At 70.5% G+C, this 25,426-nt stretch carries 28 protein-coding genes; 18 read left to right on the top strand and 10 right to left on the bottom strand.

Annotation, left to right across the window (positions count from 1 at the left end):
• The first annotated feature begins 28 nt into the window (after positions 1-28).
• Together ABD256_RS35585 and ABD256_RS35580 are read left to right on the top strand one after the other, a co-directional pair.
• A complete protein-coding gene (locus tag ABD256_RS35585; protein WP_344429231.1) occupies positions 29-1,057 on the top strand; it encodes a polyprenyl synthetase family protein in 1,029 nt (342 codons plus the stop codon).
• A gap of 329 nt (positions 1,058-1,386) precedes the next feature.
• Positions 1,387-1,758, top strand: a complete 372-nt coding sequence (locus tag ABD256_RS35580) for a DUF3817 domain-containing protein (protein WP_344429229.1) — start codon at positions 1,387-1,389, stop codon at positions 1,756-1,758.
• A gap of 55 nt (positions 1,759-1,813) precedes the next feature.
• Here ABD256_RS35580 and ABD256_RS35575 read toward each other — a convergent pair whose 3' ends face one another.
• Positions 1,814-2,308, bottom strand: a complete 495-nt coding sequence (locus ABD256_RS35575; RefSeq protein ID WP_344429280.1) for a MarR family winged helix-turn-helix transcriptional regulator — start codon at positions 2,306-2,308, stop codon at positions 1,814-1,816.
• 87 nt (positions 2,309-2,395) lie between these two features.
• Between ABD256_RS35575 and ABD256_RS35570 the strand changes: the two genes are divergently transcribed.
• The gene (locus ABD256_RS35570; protein ID WP_344429227.1) at positions 2,396-2,698 is read left to right on the top strand and encodes a thiamine-binding protein; all 303 of its coding nucleotides are present in this window, start codon (positions 2,396-2,398) and stop codon (positions 2,696-2,698) included.
• Between the two features lie 95 nt (positions 2,699-2,793).
• Here the strand turns inward: ABD256_RS35570 and ABD256_RS35565 are convergent, their stop codons facing one another.
• On the bottom strand, positions 2,794-3,207 hold the full coding sequence (locus ABD256_RS35565; protein WP_344429225.1) for a hypothetical protein: 414 nt from the start codon (positions 3,205-3,207) through the stop codon (positions 2,794-2,796).
• 54 nt (positions 3,208-3,261) lie between these two features.
• Here ABD256_RS35565 and ABD256_RS35560 point away from each other — a divergent pair, with 54 nt between their 5' ends.
• Positions 3,262-4,224, top strand: a complete 963-nt coding sequence (locus tag ABD256_RS35560; RefSeq protein ID WP_344429223.1) for a tetratricopeptide repeat protein — start codon at positions 3,262-3,264, stop codon at positions 4,222-4,224.
• A 40-nt stretch (positions 4,225-4,264) separates the two neighbouring features.
• Here the strand turns inward: ABD256_RS35560 and ABD256_RS35555 are convergent, their stop codons facing one another.
• Positions 4,265-5,710 carry a neutral zinc metallopeptidase gene (locus ABD256_RS35555; protein ID WP_344429221.1) on the bottom strand — a complete coding sequence of 482 codons (1,446 nt, stop codon included), beginning with the start codon at positions 5,708-5,710 and terminating at the stop codon, positions 4,265-4,267.
• Between the two features lie 160 nt (positions 5,711-5,870).
• Here ABD256_RS35555 and glgP point away from each other — a divergent pair, with 160 nt between their 5' ends.
• From glgP to ABD256_RS35530, 5 genes are all read left to right on the top strand, one after another.
• Positions 5,871-8,414 (top strand): alpha-glucan family phosphorylase, encoded by a 2,544-nt coding sequence (gene glgP / locus ABD256_RS35550; RefSeq protein ID WP_344429219.1) that lies wholly within the window; start codon positions 5,871-5,873, stop codon positions 8,412-8,414.
• An 85-nt stretch (positions 8,415-8,499) separates the two neighbouring features.
• A complete protein-coding gene (locus ABD256_RS35545) occupies positions 8,500-9,168 on the top strand; it encodes a DUF433 domain-containing protein (RefSeq protein ID WP_344429217.1) in 669 nt (222 codons plus the stop codon).
• Between the two features lie 7 nt (positions 9,169-9,175).
• Positions 9,176-9,565: a PIN-like domain-containing protein gene (locus ABD256_RS35540; RefSeq protein WP_344429215.1), complete on the top strand. Its 390-nt coding sequence runs from the start codon at positions 9,176-9,178 to the stop codon at positions 9,563-9,565.
• A 181-nt stretch (positions 9,566-9,746) separates the two neighbouring features.
• Positions 9,747-10,022 (top strand): GNAT family N-acetyltransferase, encoded by a 276-nt coding sequence (locus ABD256_RS35535; protein WP_344429213.1) that lies wholly within the window; start codon positions 9,747-9,749, stop codon positions 10,020-10,022.
• Positions 10,023-10,051: 29 nt separating this feature from the next.
• Positions 10,052-10,657, top strand: a complete 606-nt coding sequence (locus ABD256_RS35530; RefSeq protein ID WP_344429211.1) for a hypothetical protein — start codon at positions 10,052-10,054, stop codon at positions 10,655-10,657.
• On the opposite strand, the gene ABD256_RS35525 is transcribed toward ABD256_RS35530, so the two are convergent.
• The gene (locus ABD256_RS35525; RefSeq protein WP_344429209.1) at positions 10,647-11,603 is read right to left on the bottom strand and encodes a zinc-dependent alcohol dehydrogenase family protein; all 957 of its coding nucleotides are present in this window, start codon (positions 11,601-11,603) and stop codon (positions 10,647-10,649) included. The genes ABD256_RS35530 and ABD256_RS35525 overlap by 11 nt on opposite strands.
• A 79-nt stretch (positions 11,604-11,682) precedes the next feature.
• Between ABD256_RS35525 and ABD256_RS35520 the strand changes: the two genes are divergently transcribed.
• On the top strand, positions 11,683-12,303 hold the full coding sequence (locus ABD256_RS35520; RefSeq protein WP_344429207.1) for a TetR/AcrR family transcriptional regulator: 621 nt from the start codon (positions 11,683-11,685) through the stop codon (positions 12,301-12,303).
• 11 nt (positions 12,304-12,314) lie between these two features.
• Here ABD256_RS35520 and ABD256_RS35515 read toward each other — a convergent pair whose 3' ends face one another.
• Entirely contained in the window at positions 12,315-13,442 is a 1,128-nt protein-coding gene (locus ABD256_RS35515) for an FAD-dependent oxidoreductase (protein WP_344429205.1), read from the bottom strand.
• Positions 13,443-13,512: 70 nt separating this feature from the next.
• The gene (locus tag ABD256_RS35510; RefSeq protein WP_344429203.1) at positions 13,513-13,953 is read right to left on the bottom strand and encodes a MarR family winged helix-turn-helix transcriptional regulator; all 441 of its coding nucleotides are present in this window, start codon (positions 13,951-13,953) and stop codon (positions 13,513-13,515) included.
• Between the two features lie 159 nt (positions 13,954-14,112).
• Between ABD256_RS35510 and ABD256_RS35505 the strand changes: the two genes are divergently transcribed.
• Positions 14,113-14,811, top strand: coding sequence for a response regulator transcription factor (locus ABD256_RS35505; protein ID WP_344429201.1), 699 nt, complete (start codon positions 14,113-14,115; stop codon positions 14,809-14,811).
• Positions 14,808-16,232, top strand: a complete 1,425-nt coding sequence (locus ABD256_RS35500; RefSeq protein WP_344429199.1) for a sensor histidine kinase — start codon at positions 14,808-14,810, stop codon at positions 16,230-16,232. Before ABD256_RS35505 ends, ABD256_RS35500 begins: the two co-directional genes overlap by 4 nt.
• Here ABD256_RS35500 and ABD256_RS35495 read toward each other — a convergent pair.
• Positions 16,217-16,873, bottom strand: a complete 657-nt coding sequence (locus ABD256_RS35495) for a pyridoxamine 5'-phosphate oxidase family protein (protein ID WP_344429197.1) — start codon at positions 16,871-16,873, stop codon at positions 16,217-16,219. The genes ABD256_RS35500 and ABD256_RS35495 overlap by 16 nt on opposite strands.
• A 50-nt stretch (positions 16,874-16,923) precedes the next feature.
• On the opposite strand from ABD256_RS35495, the gene pdxR reads away from it, so the two are divergent.
• Positions 16,924-18,324, top strand: a complete 1,401-nt coding sequence (pdxR, locus tag ABD256_RS35490) for a MocR-like pyridoxine biosynthesis transcription factor PdxR (RefSeq protein ID WP_425546577.1) — start codon at positions 16,924-16,926, stop codon at positions 18,322-18,324.
• Between the two features lie 36 nt (positions 18,325-18,360).
• Positions 18,361-19,458: a D-alanine--D-alanine ligase family protein gene (locus ABD256_RS35485; RefSeq protein WP_344429195.1), complete on the top strand. Its 1,098-nt coding sequence runs from the start codon at positions 18,361-18,363 to the stop codon at positions 19,456-19,458.
• Positions 19,459-20,008: 550 nt separating this feature from the next.
• On the opposite strand, the gene ABD256_RS35480 is transcribed toward ABD256_RS35485, so the two are convergent.
• Positions 20,009-20,563 carry a DUF3515 domain-containing protein gene (locus ABD256_RS35480; protein WP_344429193.1) on the bottom strand — a complete coding sequence of 185 codons (555 nt, stop codon included), beginning with the start codon at positions 20,561-20,563 and terminating at the stop codon, positions 20,009-20,011.
• Between the two features lie 87 nt (positions 20,564-20,650).
• Between ABD256_RS35480 and ABD256_RS35475 the strand changes: the two genes are divergently transcribed.
• Complete coding sequence (locus tag ABD256_RS35475; protein WP_344429277.1) at positions 20,651-21,772, top strand: epoxide hydrolase family protein; 1,122 nt, start codon at positions 20,651-20,653, stop codon at positions 21,770-21,772.
• Between the two features lie 24 nt (positions 21,773-21,796).
• Here ABD256_RS35475 and ABD256_RS35470 read toward each other — a convergent pair whose 3' ends face one another.
• A complete protein-coding gene (locus ABD256_RS35470; RefSeq protein ID WP_215542402.1) occupies positions 21,797-22,030 on the bottom strand; it encodes an Lrp/AsnC family transcriptional regulator in 234 nt (77 codons plus the stop codon).
• A gap of 142 nt (positions 22,031-22,172) precedes the next feature.
• Here ABD256_RS35470 and ABD256_RS35465 point away from each other — a divergent pair, with 142 nt between their 5' ends.
• Positions 22,173-23,141: a thiamine-phosphate kinase gene (locus tag ABD256_RS35465; RefSeq protein WP_344429190.1), complete on the top strand. Its 969-nt coding sequence runs from the start codon at positions 22,173-22,175 to the stop codon at positions 23,139-23,141.
• A gap of 3 nt (positions 23,142-23,144) precedes the next feature.
• A complete protein-coding gene (locus tag ABD256_RS35460) occupies positions 23,145-23,648 on the top strand; it encodes a GNAT family N-acetyltransferase (protein WP_344429188.1) in 504 nt (167 codons plus the stop codon).
• Here ABD256_RS35460 and ABD256_RS35455 read toward each other — a convergent pair.
• Positions 23,617-24,786, bottom strand: a complete 1,170-nt coding sequence (locus ABD256_RS35455) for a glycoside hydrolase family 27 protein (protein ID WP_344429186.1) — start codon at positions 24,784-24,786, stop codon at positions 23,617-23,619. The two genes, ABD256_RS35460 and ABD256_RS35455, sit on opposite strands and share 32 nt — an antisense overlap.
• Before the next feature lie 103 nt (positions 24,787-24,889).
• Between ABD256_RS35455 and ABD256_RS35450 the strand changes: the two genes are divergently transcribed.
• Complete coding sequence (locus tag ABD256_RS35450; protein WP_344429184.1) at positions 24,890-25,411, top strand: gamma carbonic anhydrase family protein; 522 nt, start codon at positions 24,890-24,892, stop codon at positions 25,409-25,411.
• The last annotated feature ends 15 nt before the right edge of the window (positions 25,412-25,426 follow it).

Raw genomic sequence — 25,426 nt, 5'->3', positions numbered from 1 at the left:
ACGCACGGATTGGCACTGGGGGTCCGTCGTGACCGAAACGACCGATGCGGAGCAGCGGATCCGCGGCCTGTTCGGCGAAATCGAACAGGTCATGGACGATCTCGTCGCGGAGTACACGCGGCAGTACGGGAACCTGCGTTCGGTGGTGCCCGCGGTGGTGCACGACGCGAGACCGGACCGCCACGAGTTCTCCTTGCCCCTGCTGGTGCACGGTGCCGAAACCGGCGATCCGACGCCCGCTGTCACCGTCGCCGCCATCCACGCGCTGTGGTGGCGCGCGGCGAACGTGATCGACGACGTTTCCGACGGCGCGGTGACCGGGGTGGCGAAGGAGATGGGCGCGGGCGCCACCATGATGGCCGCGTTCAACTGGGCCTACGTGGTGCCGCCGCACGCGCTCCAGCGGCTGCCGGTCGACGACGAACTGCGCCGCGCGCTCGCCTTCGAGTTCTTCCAGGCGTGCACGGCCGCCACGGACGGTCAGCTCGCGGACCTGTTCGACGATCCCGGCGACACCACGCGCGAGCAGGTCATGCAGACCTACCGCAACAAGAGCAGCGCGCCGTACGTGATGGCGAGTTCGATGGCGGCGCGCGCCGCGGGCGCCGATGACGTCCGCACCGGGCGGTGGCGCCGGTTCGGGCTGAACCTCGGCCTGCTCGGCCAGTTCCGCAACGACCAGGAGGACCTGGACTCCGGCCGGTTCGAGGACCTGGCGAACCGGACGCCGACCTACCACCTGGTGGCACTGGTCAACTCCACCGGCGGTGCGGACCGCGAGCGCGTCGTCAGCCTGCTCGGCAGGGCGCGCACCGACGAAGAAGCCCGTGAGGAACTGGTGGAGCGGCTGCTCGCGCCGGGGCTGGTGCGGTCCTACCTCCGGCTGATCGACCGGATCAGGGACGACGCGAACCGGACGCTCGACGGTTTGAACGGGGAGCCGTCGTTCGTCGAGGCGTTGCGGCGCCGGGTGGACGACGCCGCGACGCCGTGCGGGCTGCTGGCCGACGCGGCCGCACGGCTCGACGGCCCGTCGGCGGGATCCGCGCTCCCGTGACCGTCCACTGTGGCCGGATTCGTCACGGATCGCGCTCGTGCCATCACCGCGATGACGCGGCGTGACGAAGATCGCGCTACTCCCAGAATGTGGGCGCGGCCCCGCAAAACCCGGCTCAAACCGGTGCAGAGCGCGTAAAACCCCGGTTGACCAAGGGATTTTCCCCGTCTTTCGGTGAGCATGATCACGGCACCCGGTGTTCCGGTGCGGGCGGTCACCACGCACACTGGTCACAGGACGTCCGACGACGAGGTGGCGACCGCAGGGGAGTCCCCTGTGGACACCGGTAATCGGGCGATTTTTTGTGCGTGAACTTCTAGGAGGAAGTCGTGTCCAGCAAGGCCGCTCTCGTGTTCCGCGTGGCCGCAGTCGCCGAAGCCTTTTCCTGGGCCGGCTTGCTGATCGGGATGTTCGTCAAGTACGCCGTCGGCGGCTCCGACGGCGGTGTCCCGGTGCTCGGCATGGTGCACGGCGTCGTCTTCGTCGTGTACGTGCTGGTGTCCCTCGTCGTGTTCAAGCCGCTCGGCTGGCGGGGCAAGACCCTCGTGCTGGCGCTGCTGTCCAGCATCCCGCCGCTGTTCACCTGGGCCTTCGAGAAGTGGGCACTGCGCACCGGCAAGCTCGACGGCCCGCAGCGCCTCTCCCACGGCGGCACCGGCCTCTTCCAGAGCGCGAAGGCCGTCGCGCCCGTCGCGGCCTGATCCGCACCCGAACGCGAAGGCCCGCCACCCCCGGGGTGGCGGGCCTTGTTCGTGCCTATTCGAAGTCGCCGGCGGACCGGCGGACCTTCGTCAGCAGGTCGGTGAGCTGGTCGACCTGGCGGGTGGTCAGCCCGGTCATGCCGAAGTCGATACCGGTGACCGATTCGGTCGCCTCCTCGCGGCGCTGCCTGCCGGAATCGGTGATCTCGACGAGTGTGGTCCTGCGGTCCGTCGGATGCGGCACGCGCTTGACCAGGCCGTCCTTCTCGAGCCGGTCGACGATGTTGGTGACGCTGGTCGGATGAAGCTGCAGCCGCTCGCCCATCACGCGCATCGGCAGGCTGGCGCGGCGCGAGAAGGTGAGCAGGACCAGCGCCTCGTAGCGGGCGAAGGTCAGCCCGTGCGGTTTCAGCGCGCCGTCCACCGCGGACTGGATGATCTGCTGGACACGCATCACGCCGGTCACCGCGGCCATGGTGGTGGACGGGCCGATCCGGTCCTCCCACAGCTGGGCCGCGCGGGCGATCGGGTCGAACGGCAACGGGCTCATGGTCGTCGAAATTACCAGCGGGTACTCGCGGCGCTCGGGCACGGTGGACGTGTATGCATGTGCTCTGGACCATCCGGGAGGTAGCGAATGATCGTCGCGTTCAGTGTCAGCCCCGCGGGCGGCGACCCCGACGGCGGTGTGAGCGAAGCCGTCGCGAGGGCGGTTCGCGTCGTGCGCGAGTCCGGCCTGCCGAACTCGACCAACGCCATGTTCACCAACGTCGAAGGCACCTGGGACGAGGTCATGGACGTCGTCAAACGCGCCACCGAGGCCGCGGGCGAGGGCTCTTCGCGGGTCGGCCTGGTGCTGAAGGCCGATATCCGGCCCGGCCACGAAGGCCAGCTAGAAGCGAAGGTGGAGCGGGTCGAGACGCACCTGCGAGAGAGCTGAGGCGCCACAGCCGGTTGATCGCCCTGCCCGCGCTACCCCGCGTTGCCAAGCCGCGAGGGCCGAGGTCGCGGCGTTGTTGCCCCGAAGGGAACGGCTCAAGGACTGAAGGGCGGCGCGAAGACCACGGTCCACGAGTCGCCGTCCTCCTTGAGGGAGAGCGGGTAGCCGAATCGGCGGCCGTCGGCGAGCACGCCGGTCACCGTCGCCGTGGTCGGGCTGTCGCCTGCCGGTGCCAGCGCCACGCGCACGTCGTGCGCGCCCTCCTGCGAGAACCGGGCCGCGTAGTCCTTCGCGAAGTTCTCCGCGGCGGACGGCGGGTAGTCGAAGACGGTTTCGAGCGCCTCCGCGTCCTTGCTGTTCAGTGCCCCTTCGAGGGTCGTGCGCAGCGCGGACGGGGATGGCAGGCCCGCCTTGGGCTGCCGGGCGATCAGCACGGTGAGCGTGGTGAGCCAGGACGCGCCGAGCAGCACGATGACCGTGACGACGACTCTCCGCCGCGTGATCTGCATTTCGAGGCCACCCTCTCTCGTGAAACGTCTCGTGGCGCGTGCCAGGATGGAAGCGTGACACATCCACGCGGATCAGCAGCGAACTCAGCGGCGTTGTCGGCCGCGCTTTCCGGCGCGGTCGACCTGTCCGGGCTGAAGGCCCGCGCCGAGACAGCACGACCCCAGCAGCAGGCGGGCGCGCCTGCGGCGAGTGGCCCGCCCGCGGACGGTGCCGCGGTCATCGAGGTCACCGAGGCCACCTTCCAGACCGAGGTCGTCGAGCGCTCGATGCGGCAGCTCGTGGTCGTCGACCTGTGGGCCGAGTGGTGCGGCCCCTGCAAGCAGCTCAGCCCGGTGCTGGAGCGGCTCGCGGCGGCCTCCGGCGGTGCCTGGGTGCTGGCCAAGGTCGACGTGGACGCCAACCCGAGGATCGCGCAGCTGTTCGGCGTGCAGTCGATCCCGACCGTGGTGGCGATCGGCGGCGGCCAGCCGGTGGACGCGTTCTCCGGCGCGCTGCCCGAGCCGGAGATCCGCAAGTGGCTCGACTCCCTGCTCGACGCGCTGCGGGACAAGCTGCCCGGCATCAGGGCCGCCGAAGAGGCGGGCGACGGCGACGCCGAGCCCGAGGAGGACTCCCGGTTCACCGAGGCCGAAGACGCCTTCGAGCGTGGCGACTTCGCCGCCGCCGAGGCCGCCTACCAGCGCATTCTCGACGCGGAGCCGGGCAACGAGCTGGCGAAGGCCGCGTTGACGCAGGTCCGGTTCGCCGAGCGCGCGACCGAGGCGGACCCCTCCGCGGTCGAGCGCGCCGAGGCGGACCCAAGCGACCTGGACGCCCAGACCGCGGCCGCCGACTACGAGCTGGCCGAGGGCAAGGTCGACGACGCCTTCGCCAGGCTCATCTCGGTCATCCGGCGCACCGCCGGCCCGGATCGCAACCGCGTGCGCGAGCACCTCGTCGGCCTGTTCGAGCTGTTCGACGCCGCCGACGAGCGGGTCATGAAGGCCAGGCGCGACCTCGCCTCGGCCCTGTTCTGAGCGGGTGCGGGGGCGCTCGCGAAAGCGCCCCCGCATTCCGTCAGCCGTAGAGCTGGGAGCAGCTCGGCGAGCCCTCCATGAAGCCGCGGCGCATCGACTCCACCCTGGCGAACCCGCTGTCCACGCGCTTGCCGTTCACGTCGGCGGCGACCAGGCTCGTCGGCTGCAGCAGGTCGCCGATCGCCTCGTCGAGGTCACCCGGCGACAGCCTCAGCTCCTGGCCCTTCTGGTTCGTGACCGCGGCCCAAGCGCCGACGAGGCACGCCGTCCGCAGCCCCGCGTTGACGTTGTCGATCGACGCGCCGACGGCCTTCTGGATGCCCTGGGTGTACCGGGACGCGACCTCGGCGAACACCGCGAAGTCGCCCATCCCACCGGGATCCTCCTCGGTCTTCTCCTCGTCGGTCAGCGTCGGCTTGCCCAGCGCCTGCAACGCGGGGAGGTCGATGCTCACCGTGTTCGTCGCCTGGCAGTAGGACGCGGGCGGCGTGCTCGGCCCGTTCGGGCAGGACCCGCCGTCGGCGACGATCTGCGGCGGCTGCGCGCCGGCACTCGCGAACGCCCCGTCGAGGCTCTTCTTGAGCGTGCCGATGACGTCCTCGTCGATCCGCGAGTCGCCCTTCTGGTTCTTGTCCTTGCCCTGCGCGAACGCCTTCTCGGTGATCCTGGCCTTGGTGTTCTCCAGCGTGATCCCCGCGCAGTCCTTCGGGGTCTTCTCGAACCCGAGCTGGAAGGCGTAGGTGCGGTCGAACGCCGAGCCGTGCGCGCCCTGCTCGGTCGCCGAGCCGCCTGCCTGGTCGCGGATCATGTACATCGCGGCCATCACCTGGCTCAGTCCCTCCGAAGTGGACACCCGGAAGGACTTGCTCTTGTCCTCGGCGATCCAGCGGAAGTAGGTGCCCGCGAAGCAGTCGGCCTGCTGTTCCTTGACGATCGTCGGGGTGGTGCGGGTGATCCCGGCCTTGTCCTTCAGCCGGTACTGCACCGCGTGGCCGAACTCGTGGCCGAGCACGACCACCACGGCCATCGGGCCGAACTTCTGGAGCAGGGACGGCAGCAGTACGCCGCGGTCCCACGCGACGGAGTCGTCGGCGCCGCAGTAGAACGCGTTGATCTGCTTCTTGGTGTCACCGCAGCCGGTCGTCTGGTTCGGGCCGTTCGACTCGTACGAGGTGAGCTGCTTGACCGGCTCGAACTTCTGGCCGCCGAAGTTCTCCGGCAGCTTCTCGTCCCAGAACGCCGACACGTCGCTGATGGTGGCCATCGCGAGCTGGTCGGACTCGCTCTTGGAGACGTTCTTGACCTCGAGCTCCGGCGTCGGCGCGCCCGAGCGCAGACCGCTCTGGAAATGGGTGACCGGCAGTCCCGACACCGTGCCGGGCGACACCGTGCCCTCGTCATCCGATGATCCGCACGCCGCGAGCCCGAAGGCCAGCACGGCTGCGGTCACGACGGCCACCGGCCGCCGCACGCCCCCTGCGAACATGGTCACTCACTTCGTCATCCACGGCCCCGTTGCGGACCTCGGCGAACACCCGACGCGAGGCACCCTACCCAGTGCGTTCGGGCCGCATGCACCGCTTCGCCGAACCGCCGTGGCCGACTGCACGGCGCGACCCCAGCGGTACGGGCTAGGGTCGCTCTTCATGCGAGCAGTGCGCCGGTTCACCGTCCGCCCCAGTCTCCCGGAACCGCTCACGGGCCTCACCGCGCTGGCCACCAACCTGCGCTGGACCTGGCATCCACCGACACGGGACCTCTTCGCGTCCATGGACGACGAGCTGTTCCGCCGGATCAGGGACCCGTTGCGGATGCTCACCGCGGTGTCCGCGACCAGGCTCGCCGAGCTGGCCGCGGACGAAGCCTTCCTCGCGCGCGCCAACGAGGTCACCGAAAACCTGCGCGAGTACCTGACCGAGCCCCGCTGGTACCAGGAGCGTTCCGCCGAGGTGGGCGGCCTGCCCGCCGCGGTCGCGTACTTCTGCATGGAGTTCGGCGTGCACGAGGCGCTGCCGAACTATTCCGGCGGCCTCGGCGTGCTCGCGGGCGATCACCTGAAGGCGGCATCCGATCTCGGGGTGCCGTTGATCGGCGTCGGCCCGCTGTACCGGGCGGGGTACTTCCGGCAGTCGCTTTCCCTCGACGGCTGGCAGGTCGAGCACTACCCGGTGATCGACCCGAGCGGGCTGCCGCTGCAACTGCTCACCGAACCCTCCGGCGTGCCGGTCGGGGTCGGCGTCGCGATGCCGGGCGGGCGCGAGCTGCGGGCGCAGATCTGGCAGGCGAGCGTCGGCCGGATCCCGCTGCTGCTGCTCGACACCGACATCGAAGAGAACGACGAGGACCTCCGCGGCGTCACCGACCGGCTCTACGGCGGCGACGCGGACCACCGGATCCGGCAGGAGATCCTCGCCGGGATCGGCGGCATGCGGGCGGTGCGCCGGTACTGCGAGCTGACCGGGCACCCGCAGCCGGAGGTCTTCCACACGAACGAGGGACACGCGGGCTTCCTCGGCCTCGAACGGGCGCGCGAGCTGATGGACGCCAGCGGGCTCGAGTTCGACGACGTCTTCCCCGCGGTGCGCGCGGGCACCGTGTTCACCACGCACACGCCGGTCCCCGCCGGGATCGACCGGTTCCCGGTCGACCTCGTGCAGCACTACTTCGGCGACGGCAGGCTGCTGCCCAAGCTCGATCTCCGCCGCGTGCTCGCGCTGGGCGCCGAGGACAACCCCGGACTGTTCAACATGGCGCACATGGGCCTGCGGCTCGCGCAGCGCGCGAACGGGGTGTCCGCCTTGCACGGCCGGGTCTCGCGGCGCATGTTCGGCGGCCTGTGGCCGGGCTTCGACGACGACGAGGTGCCGATTTCGGCCGTCACCAACGGGGTGCACGGCCCGACCTGGGTGGCGCGGGAGATGACCGAGCTGCTCGACGGGGACTACGACCGGCTCGGCCGGGACGGCGGGCTGAGCCTGCGCGACAAGGTCACCGACGAGCAGTTGTGGGCGCTGCGGCGCGACCTGCGTCAGAAGCTGGTCGCCGAGGTGCGCCGCCGGGTGCGCGCGTCGTGGCTGCAGCGCGGCGCTTCCCCGCTCGAACTCGGCTGGGTCGACTCCGTGTTCGACCCGGACGTGCTGACCGTCGGGTTCGCGCGCCGCGTGCCCACCTACAAGCGGCTGACGCTGATGCTGCGCGACCCGGAACGGCTTCGCGCGCTGCTGCTCGACGAACAGCGGCCGGTCCAGCTCGTGGTGGCGGGCAAGTCGCATCCGGCCGACGAGGGCGGCAAGGCGCTGATCCAGCAGATCGTGCGGTTCGTCGACGATCCGGCGGTGCGCAGGCGGATCGTGTTCCTGCCCGACTACGACATGTCGATGGCGCGGTACCTCTACCGCGGCTGCGACGTGTGGCTCAACAACCCCACCCGCCCGCTCGAGGCGTGCGGCACCTCGGGGATGAAGTCCGCGCTCAACGGCGGCCTCAACCTGTCCATCAAGGACGGGTGGTGGGACGAGTGCTACGACGGCAGCAACGGCTGGGCGATCCCGACCGCCGACGGCATCACCGACCCGCTGCGCCGCGACGACCTCGAAGCCGCCGCGCTGTACGACCTGCTGGCGCAGCAGGTGGTGCCGCTGTTCTACGACCGGGGCGAATCCGGTGTGCCGCAAGGCTGGCTGTCGAGGGTGTGGCACACCCTCGACACGCTCGGCCCGCGCGTGCAGGCGTCCAGGATGGTCCGCGAATACGTGGACACCTGCTACGGCCCCGCCGCGGAAACGGTCACCGCGGCCGTCGCCGACGGGTTCGCCGGATCCCGGTCGTTGGCCCAGTACCAGCAGAAGATGGCACTGTCGTGGCGCAGCGTGCGGCTCTTCGACTCCGAACTCGTGGTCGAGCCGCCGGACGCGCTGGTGGTCGGCCACGAGATCAGGGTGCGCGCCAGGATCGACCTCGCCGGGCTCGAACCGTCCGATGTGGAGGTTCAGGCCGTGGTGGGCAGGGTCGGGGACACCGACGATCTGCAGGACCCCGTGTCGGTGAAGATGGAGCCGACCGGGATCGGGGAGTTCACCGCGGCGCTGGAACTGCCGCAGGCCGGTTCGCTCGGGTACACCGTGCGGATCCTGCCGAAGCACCCGCTGCTGGCGACGCACGCCGAACTCGGCAAAGTCATCCTGGCCTGAACCGTTCGCGTGCCGCTCTTGGTACCTTCGACACGAAGGTGAATACTGGGTACGGGCCTGCAGCCTGCCGTGGGAAGGGGAGCCGATGACTGAGGACGTCCGGTTCTCGCGCCCACTGATGACGATGGCCGACGCGGCACGTCACCTGGGCATCCCACAGCAGACCTTTCACCGTTGGGCGCGCGGCTACCCGCGTGGTGGCCCGCTGATCCATGTCGCGGACTCGGACAGCATCCGGCAGGCGACGGTGCCGTTCATCGCGATGGCCGAGGCGTGGGTCCTTGAAGGCCTGCGTAAGGCGGGAGTACGGCCGACACGGATCCGGCCAGCGCTGAACCAGCTGCAACGTGAGTTCGGCCGTGAGTACGTCCTGGTATCGCAGTCGCTCGCGACAGACGGCATTTCCGTGCTCTGGGACTTCGCGCGGACCGAAGCGGGGGCAGGGCTCATCGAAGGCGGGTCCGGGCAGGTGGTCATGCGGGAGATCGTGCAGGACTACCTGAAGTACGTGGGATTCGGCGCGGATGACTACCCCAACTACCTCGCGCTCAAGCCGTTCGAGCCGTCCAAGGTGGCCATCGACCCGTACCGGTCGTCTGGCCAGCCCGTGTTTTTCGGCACCGGTGTCCGAGTGGCCAATGTCGCCGCGATGCTGAAGGCAGGTGAAGAAGCTGCCGTCGTCGCCGAGGAGCACGGGATCGGAATCGACGCCGTGCGAGCCGCCGCCCGCGTCCTCCTGGGCCGCGCCGCCTGAGTTCTATTTGGACGAGAACGCCGTCACGCGAACTGTGCGGCGGCTTATCGTCGAGCTGGGCTACCGCTGTCACACGCCACCGGAAGTGTTTGGCACGCGTGCGGAATCACTCGGGGTACCGGACACCGAATGGTTGAAGAAGATCGCGCACACCGGCTGGGTGGTGCTCAACCGCGACGCCAAGATCATGGAGCGTCCGGATGAGCTGAGCGCCTATCGTGCGGCCAAGGTGCACATGTTCTACCTGCCGGGTGAAGCGACCCGTGACCGGCTCAAGCAATTGGTCGAGATGAACCTTCGCGACATCATCACGCACGCGACCGACCGCAAGCCCGAAGTCTGGAAGATCACTGCGCGCGGTATCGAGCGTTTCGCAGTTGCCAAACGCCGCCGCTGAAGCGAGACGACGGCGCGCGAAGAGAGGAAAGTTTCCCCGGAACGTCCACAGGTCAACGCTGACGTACCCGGAAGTCGGCATTAGAATTACAGGCATGCCTGCTCGATTCTGAATTTCCGGACGTGCTCCGTCGGACTAAATTCCAATTTCGTCATTGCACCTTAATTTATCCCGTTTCGTTGTGCGCCGAACTGATGGACGACATGCACCTCGAGTTCGTAGGATCCGTTTCATCTACGATATCATCGTCGTGAATGCTTTGCGGCGCCGTGGAATCGGGCTGGCGATACTTCGGGCGGGAGAGGGGATGGCTCGGCTCATGGGCTTGGAGACCGTGCGGCTGCACGTCGTCGGAGACAACTTCGCCGCGAGAGAGCTGTACCGCAAAGCGGGCTTCGAGGAAGCGTCGGTGGTCATGGTGAAGGAGCTGTCCGATCCGATCGGACGGCGGAAGTAAGCGGGGACGAGGGGAGTTCCGGGACAGCGATGAACGCACTTGTCAGCTATCTGCGCAACGACAGCCGGACCTTGGCCAGCACGGTCGCGCTGCTGCGGCGTCGCCCGGCGGTGGCTCCTGGCGCGGTCGCGATGCCGTACGTGCGAGCGCAGCGGGCGCTGCTACTCACCTTCGGTGGGATCAGCCTCGTCGAGTCGGTCGTGTTCTCGCTCGCGAGGTTCCCCGTCACGGCGCACGTGATCCTCTGGTTCGCCGATGGGTACACCGTGCTCTTCACGCTCGGTCTTCTTTCGTCGATGATCACGCGGCCGCACGCCGTCTCTCCGGATGAACTGCGCATTCGGCTCGGCCATTACCTGGATGTGCGGGTGCCGATGAAGAAGGTCGCCTCGTTACGGCACGAGAAGAAGACCTACGACGCGGGCGGGTACCTGCGATTCTCCGGCGAAGAGTTCATGCTCGTGCTCGACGCGGAAACGAACGTCGTGGTGGAGCTGACCGAACCGATCACCTTCACTCGGCCGCTCGGGAAGCAGGCGAGCGCGCGGGTGATCGCGTTCTACGCGGACGATCCGGCAGCGGCCGCCGAGGCGTGCCGGGACGCGCTGTCCCGGCACCCATCGGCTACGGAGTGAGGACGATCCGGCCGAACACCTCGCCCGCGTCCATTTTCCGGTGCGCCAGCTCGGCTTTCGCCAGCGGCAGCACTTCGTGCACCACCGGGTGCAGTTCGCCGCGGCTCGCGGCGGCGAAGTGCGCGGCCCGTACGGCGTGCCCGTCGGGTCCGGGCACCGTGTCGGCGCTGAAGGTGCCGAACGACAGCGATTTCCGGAACGCCGCGATCAGCCTCGTGCCGAAGTCGGCGGGCGGCGGTCCGCCGAGCACACCGACGGCGACCATGCGGCCGTTCGGATTGAGCCGGTCCAAGAAGGACGGCAGGTCCGGACCGGCTACGACATCGATGATCACGTCGTAGCCCGCTGGACCGTCGCCGTCGCCGCCGCGGTCGAGCACGTGGGTCGCGCCGAGTTCGCGCAGGCGCTCACCGCGTTCGGCCGATGACGTCGTGACCGCCACCGCTCCTGCCCCGCTACGGACCGCGAGCTGGACCGTCGTGATCCCGATGCTGCCCGCCGCGCCACGCACCAGTACCGACTCACCCGGTGCGAAATGGGCGTGGGCGAGGCCGAAATGTGCCACCACGCCGGAATTCCCGAGCGCCACCGCGTCCACAGCAGACAGGTCGGCGGGAAGGGGGACGATCTCCTCGACGCCGGTGACCGCCTGGTCGACGTAACCGCCACCGGTACCGGTGAACGCCCATACGCGCTGACCGATCCATGCCTCGTCGACGCCGTCACCGACCGCGGTCACGATGCCCGCCACCTCGTTACCGGGGACGAACCCTTCCTGGAAGCCGTAAGCGGCGAGAGCGCCTTTTCGGATCAGGACGTCGACGCCGCCGACGCCGATCGCCTCGGTGGCGATGAGCACTTGTCCCCGGCCGGGAGCCGGAACCGGGACGTCGATGACCGCCAGGCCATCGGGATCGCCGAACGCCTGGATCGAAACTGCTTTCACGGCTGTCCTTTCCGCTGTGGTGAACTCAGGTCACCGAAGCTAACGGACGCAGGCGTCCGGTTAGCTTAAAGTGGGAGTGGTGACCGATCGTTTGCCTCAACCGCTGCGCTCCGACGCCATGGACAACCGCGAACGCGTCCTCGCCTCGGCCCGCGCGCTGTTCGCCGCCGAGGGCCTCGACGTGCCGATGCGGAAGATCGCCCGCCGCGCCGGGGTCGGGCCCGCCACCCTGTACCGCCGTTTCCCGACCAAGCAGGACCTGGTCACCGCGGCGTTCGCCGAGCAGATGCGCGGGTGTTACACCGTCGTCGACGAGGGGCTCGCCGATCCGGATCCGTGGCGCGGCTTTTGCTTGGTGATCGAAAAGATCTTCGAATCGCAGGCACGCGACCGCGGCTTCACCGAAGCGTTCATGTCGGCCTTCCCCGGCGCGCTGGACTTCACCGCGGACCGCGCGCACGCGCTGAACTCGATCGCCGAACTGGCGCGCCGGGCCAAGGACACCGGCCACCTTCGCGCCGACTTCGTCCTCGACGACCTGATGCTCGTGATCATGGCCAACCGGGGCATCCGGGCCAAGACGACGGCCGCCGGTGTCGCGGCCTCCCGGCGTTTCGCCGCGCTCGCGATCCAGGCGTTCCGAGCCTCTGCGGACCGCGAACCGCTACCGCCAGTGGGACGGTGGGAACTCGTGGTGTGAAGCCGAGGAGTTCAGGGGGTTTGCCCGCCGAGTGCGGCGATCAGGCGTGGGGCCGGGTCGTCGCCGGAAAGGGACTCGGTGAACTCGGCGGTTTCGAGGGCGACCTTCGTACTGCGGGCGAACATGGCCTCCTCGTATTCGGCGAGGGCGGTTTCGAGGTCGTCGGGGTGTGCCGCGATGGCCGTGCCGAGTTCGGCGCCGTCCAGCATCGCCAGGTTGGCGCCTTCGCCGTTCGGGGCCGCGACGTGGGCGGCATCGCCGAGCAGGGTCACCCCCGGCACGCGCTCCCACCGGTGTCCGATCGGCAGGGCGTAGTGGGGGCGCAGGACCGGTGGGGTGTCGGCGTCGGTGATGAACGCGGTGAGCTCCGGTGCCCAGCCGTCGAACTCCCGCGCGATCCGCGCGGTGGCCGCGGCGGGATCGGTGAAGTCGATCGCGGCGAACCACTCCAGCGATTCGGTGAGCGTCACGTAGGCGTGCAGGGTGTCGCCGCGCTCGCGGTGCGCCGCGATCCCGCGATCCGGCCCGTGCGCGCCCGCCGACCCGCCGCCGACCGCTTTCGCCGTGGCGGGGTGACGGGTGTCGGCTTCGTACAGGTAGGTCTCGACGAAGGACGTGCCGTCGTATTCGGGGATGGCGGCGGTGAGCAGCGGGCGGACCCGCGACCACGTGCCGTCGGCGCCGACGAGCAGGCTCGTGACAAGCGTGACGCCGTTGGCGAAGGCCACTTCGTGGCGGCCGTCGCCGAGGGTGCGCGCGCTGCCGACTTTGTGTCCCCAGTGGACGGTGCCGGCGGGGAGCGAGTCGAGCAGGATCTGCCGCAGCTCGGCGCGTTGCACCTCGGGACGTCCGCCGGTGCCGTCGTCGGCTCTGTCGAACAGCACGGTCCCGTCCGGGGCGAGGACGCGGATCTGTTGGCGGCCTTCGAGGATGAGGCCGCGGAACTCGTCGGTCAGATCGGCCGCTTCGAGCGCGAGCTGGCCGTTGTAGTCGTGGATGTCGAGCATGCCGCCCTGCGCGCGTGCCGACGGGGAGGCTTCCGCTTCGTAGACGGTGGCCGGGATTCCGTTGAGGTGCAGGACACGAGCGAGCGTGAGGCCGCTGAGTCCGGCGCCGACGACGGTGACGGGTGCGTTCATGATGGCTCCCTTTTCGGGCAGGGTCGAGGGCCGCACCGGCGGGCGCCGGGTGCGGCGGAGGTGCGCGGTTTTACGACCGCGTCGGTTGCGGCAGTTCCGCGGTGAGCTTGGCGAGCAGCGCGTGCAGGGTGTTTCGCTCGGCTTGGTCCAACGGGGCGAGGATCGTCTCGTCGGCGTCGGCCATCGCGGTGTCGAGCCCGTCGATGAGCTCGACGCCGGCGGCCGTCGCGTAGACGCGTTTGCTGCGCTCGTCGCCGCCTTCCGTGCGGCGCTCGACGAGCCCCCGGCGCTCGAGCCCTTGAAGCAGGCCGGAGACGCTCGCCGCGGTCGTGCGGGTCATCTGCGCGATGTCGCGCTGGATCGCGCCGGGGCTCCGCACGAGGCAGCCCAGCACGAAGCTCTGTTCGAAGCTGAGCTCGCGAGTCCTGATCCAGTCCTCGCCCGCCTTCCGCTGGGCCCAGACGGCCCAGCGCATCAGCTCGAGGGTGGTGGTGAGCTCCAACGGGTCCATAGTATGGACGCTAACTGTTTGGATCCTAACTGTCAATGTCCGAACGGATCGCAGTCCACTGTGGAGGGATCTGGCGGCAAGCTGTCGGCTTCCTGTCGTTCGGGCCCGGCGGCCCGTCCCGGGTCGCCCCGCGCGGACGCCGTGGCGCAGGATGAAGGGGTGCAGAACGAGGAGCCCGTGCGCCTGCTCGTCGTCGACGACGAGCCGCACATCGCCGATCTCGTCGCCACCGTCGCCAGGTACGAGGGCTGGCAGGCGGTCACGGCGGGCACCGGCGCCGACGCGCTGGAGAAGGCCGCGTCGTTCGGGCCCGACATCGTGGTGCTCGACCTCATGCTGCCCGATTTCGACGGCTTCGCCGTGCTGGACCGCCTGCGCGAGACCGGCCGTGCCGTGCCGGTGGTGTTCCTGACCGCGAAGGACGCGACGGCGGACCGCATCGCGGGGCTGACCCGGGGCGGCGACGACTACCTCGTCAAGCCGTTCTCCGTCGAAGAACTGATGGCGAGGCTGCGCGCGGTGTTGCGCCGCAGCACCGGGCCCGCGTGGAAGCGGTCCGTGATCGAGGTCGCCGATCTCGTGCTCGACGAGGACACCAGGGAGGTCCGCCGCGGCGGCAGGGACGTTTCGCTCACGCCGACGGAGTACGAGCTGCTCCGCTACCTCATGCGGCGCTCGCCCGCCGTGCTGACCAAGGCGCAGATACTGGACCACGTCTGGGAATACGACTTCGGCGGTAAGTCCAATGTGGTCGAACTGGTCGTCTCGCACCTGCGCCGCAAGGTCGACGACGGCGGCGAACCGCTGATCCACACCGTGCGCGGGGTCGGCTACGCGGTGCGCGCGGTGTCGCGGTGACGCGCTGGCTCGACGCGTGGCGGCGGCTGCGGCTGGGCACCCGGCTCGCGCTCGCGCTCGGCGCGCTGGCGCTCGTGGTGTTCGCGACGGTGGGCACCGTGATGGTCGGCATCATGCAGGACTACTTCGGCCGCAGGCTCGACGAGCAGCTCACCAAGAGCCAGCTCGAACAGCTCAGCCGCCTGCGCAACGAGCACAGCTCGCCGCAGGCCGCGTATTCCTGGTATTCCTCGGTCTTCGAGGTCAACGGCACCACCGTCACCGCGAAACCGGGCGGTGCGCTGCCACCGCGGTACGACGAGCTTTCCGAGATCGCGCTCCAAGCGGTCAAGGGCGACATGATGACCACCGTTTCGCTGCACGACCTTGGCGCCTACCGGGTCCGCGCGTGCCCGATCGAAGCGGGCGAGGTGCTGCTGAGCGCGGCGCCGAAGAACGATCTCGACAAGACCGTGAACCAGCTCATCCTGGTCGAGGTGGTCGCGTTCGTGCTGGCGCTCGGCGTGCTCGTGGTGGCGGGCCGCATCGTGCTGAAACGGGGGCTGCGGCCGCTGAGCTCGATGGCGGCCACCGCGCACTACATCACCTCGCACGACCTGACCGATTCGGCGAACGTCCCGGTGCGCGCGCAGGCCAGCGGCGGCGGCGTCGAGGTCGCCGAACTGCGCACCGCGTTCAACCTCATGCTCGACCACATCGACTCCTCGTTCGCCGCGCGCGCGGCCGCGAACGAGCGCCTCCGCCGGTTCGTCGCCGACGCCTCGCACGAGCTGCGCACGCCGTTGACATCGATCCGCGGGTACGCCGATCTGTTCCGCTACGCGGCCGCGAACGAGCCGGCCGAGCGCGACGCGCACCTGGCGAAGATCCGCGAGGAGACGGCGCGGATGAGCGTGCTCGTCGACGATCTGCTGCTGCTCGCGCGCCTCGACGAACCGGGCGCCGAGCCGCCGATCCGCAGGCAGGAGATCGACGCCGCCGAGCTGGCGGCGCAGGCCGCGCAGGCGTTCGAAGCCGCGCACCAGGAGCGGCCGCTCACGCTCGAAATCGGCGGCGGCCCGCACGCGATCACCGCGGATCCGGTGCGGCTGCGGCAGGTGCTCGACAATCTTCTGACCAACGCGGCCGTGCACACCCCGGCAGGCACCCCCGTGACCGTGTCCGTCGAGACCGACGGCGAGGAGGTGCTCCTGTCCGTCACCGACGAGGGGCCCGGTATCCCCGCCGAAGCGCTCGCCCGCATCTTCGACCGCTTCTACCGCGTCGACGATTCACGCGCGCGAGGGGCGACCGGAACCGGGGGAACGGGGCTGGGCCTCGCCGTCGTGCAGTCGCTGGCCGAAGCGCACGGCGGCCACGTCGACGTGGAGAGCGGGCCCGGCCGCACGCGGTTCACGGTGCGGCTTCAGGCCCGGTCGTGAACGTGCGGCGGCACGGGGGTGCCGTCCGGGACGTATGACGCGGGCTCCGGCGGCCCGAAAACGGTGCGCACCGGGAGGACGCCCGCCCACGCGGTGCCCGTCTCGACGTCCTCGGGCTCGTCGATGGCGTCGCCCGCGCGGATCTTGACCGCGGCCTCGGCGAGGTCGACCGCGATCACGGCGACCGACGCGGACTCCTTCGCGTTCACCCCGCGCGCGTGCTCCCACGAACCCGGCGCGAGCTGGTCGGTGAGCGCCCGCAGCGCGCGGGTCTTCTCGTCGGCGTCGGTCACCTGGCGGGCGCGGCCGTGGATGACGGCGCTGCGGTAGTTCATCGAGTGGTTGTTGAGCGAGCGCGCGTAGACGATCGCGTCGACGAGCGTCACGGTCACGCACACGTCGATCCCGCGCGCGGCGTCGCGGATGTTGCCGGAGCCGGTGGAGCCGTGCAGGTAGAGCGTGTCGCCGTCGCGGCCGTACCCGGTCGGGAGCACCACCGGCGCGCCGTCGCGGACGAGGCCGAGGTGGCAGATCAGGCCCTCGCGGAGGACGTCGTACAGTGCCTGCCGATCGGTGGCGGCCCGGTCCTTCTTGCGGGTGAGGGTGCTGCGCGGGGTCGAAGACAGCGGTGCGAGCGTCATGGAGTGATCCTGACTCGCCCCAGTGGACTGATGAAATGTCCAATACGGGTATGGTTTGGAAGGCCACTTTGGAGGTGTGCGTGTCGAACGCCGATACCGCGCTGCCCGTCTTCCTCGACCGCGAGTCCGGGGTGCCGCTCGCGGTCCAGCTCGCCGACGCCCTGCGCGCTTCGGCCGCCACGGGTCATCTTCGCGGCGGCGACCGGCTGCCGTCCACCCGCGCGCTCGCCGACCGGCTCGGCGTGAGCCGCACGGTCACCTCCGCCGCCTACGAGCAACTCCACGCCGAAGGCTGGATCGCCGGGCGGCACGGCTCCGGCACCTACGTCACGACGTCGCCGCCGGGTGACGTGCCCGCGCACGGGACCGTCTTCGGCGAGGTTCGCGAGCCGGTCGAACTGCTCGACCTCACGCCGGGCACGCCGTGGGCGGAGGGGCTCGACAGGGCGGCGTGGCGCCGGGCGTGGCGTGCCGCGGCGGACACCGCGCCGCTCGTCCGCGTGCAGCGCGCGGGCGTCCCCGAGTACCGGGCGGCGATCGGGGAACACCTGCTGCGCCACCGCGGGCTCGCCGTCGGCACGGACTCGGTGCTGGCCACCGGCGGCACCACGGCGGCGGTGGTCGAACTCGCGGGCGCGGTGCTCGAACCCGGTGACGTGGTCGCCGTCGAGGAACCCGGTTACCAGCGCGCGGTGCAGGCGTTCGGCGCCGCGGGCGTGCGGGTCACCGGCGTGCCCGTCGACGACGAAGGCCTGCGTCCGGAGGCGGTTCCCGCCGGGGTCCGCGCGGTGTACTGCTCGCCGGCGCACCAGTACCCGATGGGCAGCAGGATGAGCGCGTCCCGCCGGGTCGAGCTGGTCGAACGCGCCCGTGCGGAGCAGCTCCTGATCATCGAGGACGACTACGACGGCGAACTGCGGTTCGACGTCGCACCGTTGCCGTTGCTCGCCGCGCTCGCGCCGGACGTGGTGGTGCACCTCGGCACCACCAGCAAGATCCTCACCCCGACGCTCGGCGCCGGCTGGATGGTCGCGCCGCCCGAGGTGACCGCCGCCGTGCTGACCTACCGCGACCGCACCGGCACCAGGCCGTCGCCAGCCGGTCAGCGGGTGCTGGTCGAGCTGGCCAGGCACGGTGATCTCGGCCGCCACCTGCGCAAGCTGCGGCGCGAGCTGTCCGAACGCCGGTCGATGCTGGTCGCGGCGCTGCGGGACGGGGGAGTGCGGGTGCTCGGCGATGACGCGGGCGCCCATCTCGTCGTCCTGTTCACCTCGGCGGCGGTCGAGCGGGAGCGTCTCGCCGAGGCCGAGGCGAGGGGAATCCGGCTCGACGGGCTGGCACGTCACTTCGCCGGGACGCCCTCCGCGCACGGCGTGGCGATCGGCTACGCGGGCTGTTCCAGGGATGCCCTGCACGACGCGCTGGACACCTTGGTGGGCTTACTGCGCTGAATCCGGCGGCGCAAGCGCCCGGTAGGGTGGCGCTCCATGAGCTCACCCAAGACGCGGGTTGCCGTGGTGTTCGGCGGCCGTAGCAGCGAGCACACGATCTCCTGCGTTTCCGCCGGTAGTGTGCTGGCGAACCTCGATCCGGAGCGCTTCGAGGTGGTGCCGGTGGGGATCACCCCGCACGGCGGGTGGGTACTGGGCACCGGCGACCCGGAGACGCTGCGCATCGACGGCACGACGCTGCCGACCATCGATGACGGCAAGGCGCTCGTGCTGGCAGGCGACCCGACGAGCCAGCAGCTCGTGAGCCTGGAGCCGGGTGGCGAGTCCGAGGTGCTCTCCGCCGTCGACGTGGTGTTCCCGGTGCTGCACGGCGCGTTCGGTGAGGACGGCACGATCCAGGGCCTGCTCGAAATGTCGGGCATCCCCTACGTCGGCGCCGGCGTGCTCGCGAGCGCCGCCGCGATGGACAAGGAGTACGCGAAGAAACTCCTTGCCGCGGAAGGGCTTCCGGTCGGCGATGCGGTCACCCTCCGTCGTGGACAGTCCACTGTGGACATCGAAGACCGCGAGCGGCTCGGGCTGCCGGTGTTCGTCAAGCCCGCGCGCGCCGGGTCCTCGTTCGGCATCAGCAAGGTCACCGACTGGGCCGACCTCGACGCCGCGATCGCGCTGGCGCGGGAGACCGACCCGAAGGTGCTGGTGGAGAAGGCGGTCGTGGGCCGCGAGGTCGAGTGCGGGGTGCTGGAGTTCCCCGACGGCCGCGTCGAAGCGTCGCTGCCAGCCGAGATCCGCGTGCTCGACCAGGACCCGAGCGCCTGGTACGACTTCGAGGCGAAGTACCTCGGCGAAGCCGCCGAGCTGGACATCCCCGCGAAGCTCGACGACGAGGTCATCGAGCGGATCCGCGCGATGGCGGTCAAGGCGTTCCGCGCACTGGACGGCCAGGGCATCGCGCGCGTGGACTTCTTCGTCACCGACGGCGGCGAGCTGATCATCAACGAGGTGAACACCATGCCGGGGTTCACCACCACCTCGGCCTACCCGAAGATGTGGGCCGTCACCGGCGTCGACTACCCGACGCTGCTTTCCACCCTCATCGACACCGCCATCGCCAGGGGCACCGGTCTCCGCTAGCGCTCTGCCCCGGCACGGCACGGCACGGCACTGCACTGCACAGCGCTGAAGGGTGCTCCTTGAGGGGGCTCTGGGGCCCGTTGCGCATGCCCTGAAGGGGCCCTTGGGGGAATCTGGTGCCGCGAAGGTCCCCTTCGGGGCATGGGCAGCGTCATGGCGTGTGCCGTGAGGGTCGAGTTTGTGGCGTTAGGTTCCCTGAGGGCGTCCTTGGGGGCCTGTGCGGGGATCTCGCGGCTCGCGTTTCCGCGTTCGTGCGCCTGAAGTGGGGGTCGTCATGGGCGTGAAGGCCGCGGCTACGTCCTTCGCGGGCTCGTCCTGGGTCGCAATGCCCTGAAGGGGCCCTTGGGGGAATCTGGTGCCGCGAAGGCCCCCTTCGGGGCATCAGCAACAACTACGGCGCGCACCGCGAAGGTCGAGTTTGTGGCGTCAGATTCCCTGAAGGCGTCCTTCAGGGACCAAGCCCCCGGGCGGCTCCACACGCCCGCCCCCACACCCAAATCGACCGGCCCGGACGCCCCGGAGGGCGCGCCTCGGACGGGCGATCGGCGGGCTAGAACTTCAGCGGCTGGGCCTTCAGCTTGGTGCCGATCAGGGTGGACAGGTCCTGGAGCGGCCCGGTTCCCGCGTCGCCGGGGATGGTCAGCGCCACGACGACCGGGCGGTCCACCGCGTACCAGGTCGCGGTGCCCTCGCCGGGGACTTCCAGCCACTGCACGCCGTTGACGACCCGGAGCTGCGCGGTCGGCGTCAGCTCGGCGGGCCGGTCGAGGCCGCAGCGCAGCACCACCGGGTTGTCCCGGCCCCAGGCCGCGGTGGCGGGTGGCGCGGGCGCGGCCAGCTCGCGGCGCGGGAGCTGCTTGCCGTCCGAAGTCAGCTCGCCGGGCACCGCGGCGACGAGGTCCGCGCAGTCCGGCGCGCTCGCCCGCGGCGCGGGCACGGACACCAGCGGCAGCGGGCCGACCACCGCGTCGTCGTCGGCGTTCTCGGAGCTGCTGCTACCGGCCACGATCCCGAAGATCGCGACGCCGACCGCGAGCGCGACCGCGAGCACGGCCGCGACGACGATCAGCGTGCGCGGTGGGGCGCCGGTGTCGGTTTCAGGCACCCGGTCATGACATCACGCGAGTTCGGGGCGGTGAGCGTCGCCCCCACGCCCGGTAGCGTGGATCTCACCGACGAGGGGAGCGAGCCCGTGCCCGAACGGTTCGAAGTGACGGTGTCCGAAGCCGAAATCGACGATCTGCGCGAACGCTTGCGGCGCACGAGGTGGGCGGAGGCAGAAACGGTCGGCGACTGGTCGCAGGGCGCGCCGCTCGACTACGTGCGCGAGCTGTGCCGGTACTGGGCGGAGGACTACGACTTCGGGTTCGCCGCGCGGCTCAACGCGTTCCCGCAGTTCCGCACCGAAGTGGACGGCCTCGGCGTGCACTACCTGCACGTCACCTCGCCGGAGCCGGACGCGCTGCCGCTGGTGCTGACGCACGGCTGGCCGGGATCGGTGTACGAGTTCCTCGACGTGCTCGGCCCGCTCACCGACCCGCGTGCGCACGGCGGCGACCCCGCGGACGCCTTCCACGTCGTCGCGCCCTCGCTGCCAGGGTTCGCCTGGAGCGACAAGCCTGCCGGGCCGGGGTGGAACCTGCCGCGGATCGCGAAGGCGTGGGACGAGCTGATGGGCTCGCTCGGGTACGAGCGCTACGGCGCGCAGGGCGGTGACTGGGGCGCGGCCGTGAGCATCGTGCTCGACTCGGTGGCGCGGGAGCACCTCGCGGGCGTGCACGTCAACTTCGCCTCGCTGCCGCCGCTGGCGGACCCGGCGCCGGAGGAGCAGCAGGCGATGGAGGAGGCGATGGAGTTCGTCGCCACCGGGACCGGCTATTCCAAGCAGCAGAGCACCCGCCCGCAGACGCTCGGCTACGGCCTGACCGACTCGCCCGCCGGACAGGCGGCGTGGATCGCGGAGAAGTTCTGGGCGTGGACCGACAACACCGGCAGGCCGGAGGACGCGGTTTCCCGGCAGAAGATCCTCGACAACATTTCCGCCTACTGGTTCACCGCGTCCGCGACCTCGTCGGCGCGCATCTACTGGGAGAACCGGCGCGATCCCCGCGGCTTCGGCGAGGGCGTCGGCGCGCCGTCGGGCATCTCGGTGTACCCGAAGGAGATCACGCGGCCGTCGCGGCGGCAGGCGGAGAAGTACTACACGGACCTGCGCTGGTTCGAAGAGCTGCCGCACGGCGGGCACTTCGCCGCGTTGGAGCAGCCGGAGTCCTTTGTGGCGCAGGTGCGGGGGTTCTTCCGGCTGGTGCGCTGAACGAACCCCCGCTCCGGCCCAGGCTCAGAGGTTCACCACGGGGCAGGTCAGCGTGCGGGTGATGCCCTCGACGTTCTGCACCTTCGCGACCACGAGCTGGCCGAGCTGGTCGACCGTGTCCGCGGTGGCGCGCACGATCACGTCGTAGGGCCCGGTGACATCCTCCGAACTGGTGACGCCGGGTACGCCGGAGATCTCGGCCGCGACGGCCGCCGCCTTGCCGACTTCGGTCTGGATGAGGATGTATGCGTGGACCACGGCGTGCCCCTTCGTCTGGATCGGCCTGCTCAGGTAGGAACTGGTGGTAGCGCCGGTAACGTACCCCAGTTCCGTCAAAACATAGGGCTTCCGAATATCGGCCATCAATAGACACGAGCGCCAGTGAGAACGGGGGTGACGGGTGTCACCACAGCACACGCCGACTGGGGGGACGGTCGGTGAGGTCGGTGAATTCGGGCTGATTCGCGCGGTCACCGAAGGCCGCGCGCAGCCGCCGACCACGCTGCTGGGCCCCGGTGACGACGCGGCCGTGGTCGCCGCCGCCGACGGCAGGATCGTCGCGTCGACGGATGTGCTGGTCCAGGGCGTGCACTTCCGGCTCGACTGGTCCACTCCGGACCTGGTCGGCCGCAAGGCGGTCGCGGTCAACCTCGCCGACATCGCCGCGATGGGCGCGACGCCGACCGCCGTGCTGGTCGGGCTCGCCTGCCCGGGCGACACCGGTGCGGACGTGATCAAGGAGCTGACCGACGGCATGTGGGCCGAGGCCTCGCGCGCCGGTGCCGGTGTCGTCGGCGGTGACGTCGTGCGAGCCGACCAGCTCGTGGTGAGCGTCACGGCGCTCGGCGAGCTGGGCGGGCGGCCGCCGGTCACCCGTTCGGGCGCTCGCCCTGGCGACATCGTCGCGGTGAACGGCAGGCTCGGCTGGGCCGCCGCCGGGCTCGCCGTCCTCGGCAGGGGTTTCCGGTCGCCGGTGAGCGTGGTGAAGGCGCAGCGCGCGCCGGAGCCCGAGTACGCGGCGGGACCCGCGGCGGCGAAGGCGGGCGCGACCGCGATGATCGACGTCTCCGACGGCCTGCTCGCCGATCTCGGCCACATCGCGGAGTCCTCCGAGGTCGGTATCGACGTGCGGACCGAGCGGATCGAAGTGCACCAGCGGCTGGTCGAAGTCGGCAAGGCGCTCGGCGCGGACCCGATGGCCTGGGTGCTCACCGGTGGCGAAGACCACGCGCTCGCGGCCACTTTCCCGTCGTTCGCCGATCTTCCCGACGGCTGGGCGCGGATAGGATCGGTGACGATGCCCGACTCCGGCGTGACCGTCGACGGCACCGCCTACGAGGGGGGAACGGGCTGGCAGCACTGGAGGTAGCCCGTGGTCATCGAGCCGGTGCCCTACGACCACCCGGACGCCGCGCTCCTGACGGCGCAGGTGCAGAGGGTCTACGAGGAGCGCTACGGGGAGGCGGACGTCACGCCGCTGGACCCCGGCGAGTTTTCCGCACCGCGCGGGCTCTTCCTGGTGGCCTACGCCGACGACGGCACGCCCGTGGCCTCCGGCGCGTGGCGCGCGCACGACGGCCCGGCCCCGTTCTTCCGCGCCGGTGACGCCGAGCTGAAGCGGATGTACGTCACCGAGGCGGCGCGGGGCCGCGGGTACGCGCGTGCGGTGCTCGCGGAGCTGGAGCGCGCCGCGGTCGCCGCGGGCCGCAAGCGCGTGGTGCTCGAAACCGGGCTGAGGCAGCCGGAAGCGATTGCGTTGTACCGGTCCTGCGGCTACACCGACATCCCCAACTACGGCGTCTACCGCGACGAACCGGATTGCGTGTGCCTCGCCAAGGAACTGGTCACGGGCGGTCTTGGCACGGGCGCAGAGTGAGCACGCGGACCCCGTGCGGGGGCACCGCGAACTCGGCGCCGCCGACGTACTGGTGCGCCCAGAGGTCGCGGACCCGCCACTGACCCGGTGTCCGCGTGGGCATCCGGGTTTCGGTGTCGCCGCGGTTGAGCAGTGCGACCGCGTATCCGCCGCCGGAAAGCGGTTTGCGCCACACGTCCGTCGAGGCGGTGCCCGCTACCTTCGTCCCCTGGCTGCCCGCGAAATCCTGGTCCAGCGCGACAACTTCCGGGTTGGTCAGCGCCTGGATGTCGCTTGTGGACAGTGCGCCGAGATCGGTGCCCGCGAACAGCGGCGCGTTCAGCATGGCCCACAGCGAAACGTGCGCCCGCGCCTCGTCCGCGGTCAGCGCCCCGTTGCCGAGCTGCAGCATGTCCGGGTCGTTCCAGCCGCCCGGCGTGCCGCTGTGTGTCGCGACGGCGGCCTGCTGTTCGATCACCGACGAGATCGACGCCCAGTCCGGGGCCAGGTCGTAGGTGGTGCGCCAGAGGTTGGCCACCGGCTTCGCCCACGTCCAGGGACTTGAGACACCGTATTCCGAGATCGAATACACGATCTTTCGGTTCGTTCTCGCGAGTTCGTCCCGCATCTTTTCGAAGGCGGGCTGGCGCTGGAGGCCGTCGTTGGTGTCGGCGTTGCACCAGTCGTACTTCAGGTAGTCCACACCCCACGCGGCGAAGGTCTCCGCGTCCTGCCGCTCGTGGCCGAGCGAGCCGATGCCGTGCGCCGGGTAGCCGTCTCCTGCCATCGCGCAGGTCGCGGAGCCCGGCACGGAGTAGATGCCGAAGAGCAGCCCGCGCCGGTGGACGTAGTCGGCGAGCGCCGCGATCCCGCCGGGGAAGCGCCGCGGGTCGGCGCGCAGCTCGCCGTTCGCGCCGCGCGTGCGGTCCTGCCAGCAGTCGTCGACCACGACATAGCGGTAGCCGGCGTCGCGCATCCCGGTGCGGACCAGCGCGTCGGCGGCGTCGCGCACCGCTTGCCCGGTCAGGTCGTAGCAGCGGGTCTGGTTCCAGCTGTTCCACCCCATCGGCGGCGTGCGCGCGAGCCCGTTCGCCAGCGGCGGCTCCGGTAGCGGGGACGCCCAGGTCAGCGCGGCCGCCAAGACCGCGACGACGAGCACCGCGCGCCCGGTCCTGGCACGCGGCGAGTGGCCGGTCGTGACGGTGTCGATGCCCGTGATCCAATCGCAGGGGACGTGAGCTGACCGTAGGAGGGATACCGCGATGGCGATCTACGCGCTCGGCGACCTGGAGCCGACCATCCACCCCGACGCCTACGTGCACCCCGACGCCACGGTCATCGGCGACGTGCGGATCGCCGCGGACGCCTCGGTGTGGCCGCAGACGGTGCTGCGCGGCGACCACGGGTACATCGAGCTCGGCGAGCGCTCGAACATCCAGGACGGCTGCGTGGTGCACTGCACCCAGCGCCACCCGACCGTGCTCGGGCCGTCCTCGGCGATCGGGCACGCGGTGCACGTCGAGGGCGCGGTGATCGGCACCGGGTGCCTGATCGCCTCCGGCGCGGTGGTGCTCAACGGCAGCGTGATCGAAGACGGCGGGATGGTCGGCGCGGGCGCGGTGCTGTCGTACGAATCGCGCGTGCCGTCCGGCCATGTCGCGCTCGGCGTGCCCGCGAAAACCCGCCTGAACACCTCGTTCGGGCCGGACAAGATCGCCATGGTGGTCGACTCCTACGTCGAGCGGGCGGCCTGGTTCCGTACCGCGCTCCGGCGCCTGGACTGAGGGCGCTAGGCTCGC

The organism is Amycolatopsis minnesotensis (assembly GCF_039529815.1).
Taxonomy (GTDB): Bacteria; Actinomycetota; Actinomycetes; order Mycobacteriales; family Pseudonocardiaceae; genus Amycolatopsis; species Amycolatopsis minnesotensis.
This window is presented reverse-complemented; position numbering and strand designations above follow the sequence as displayed.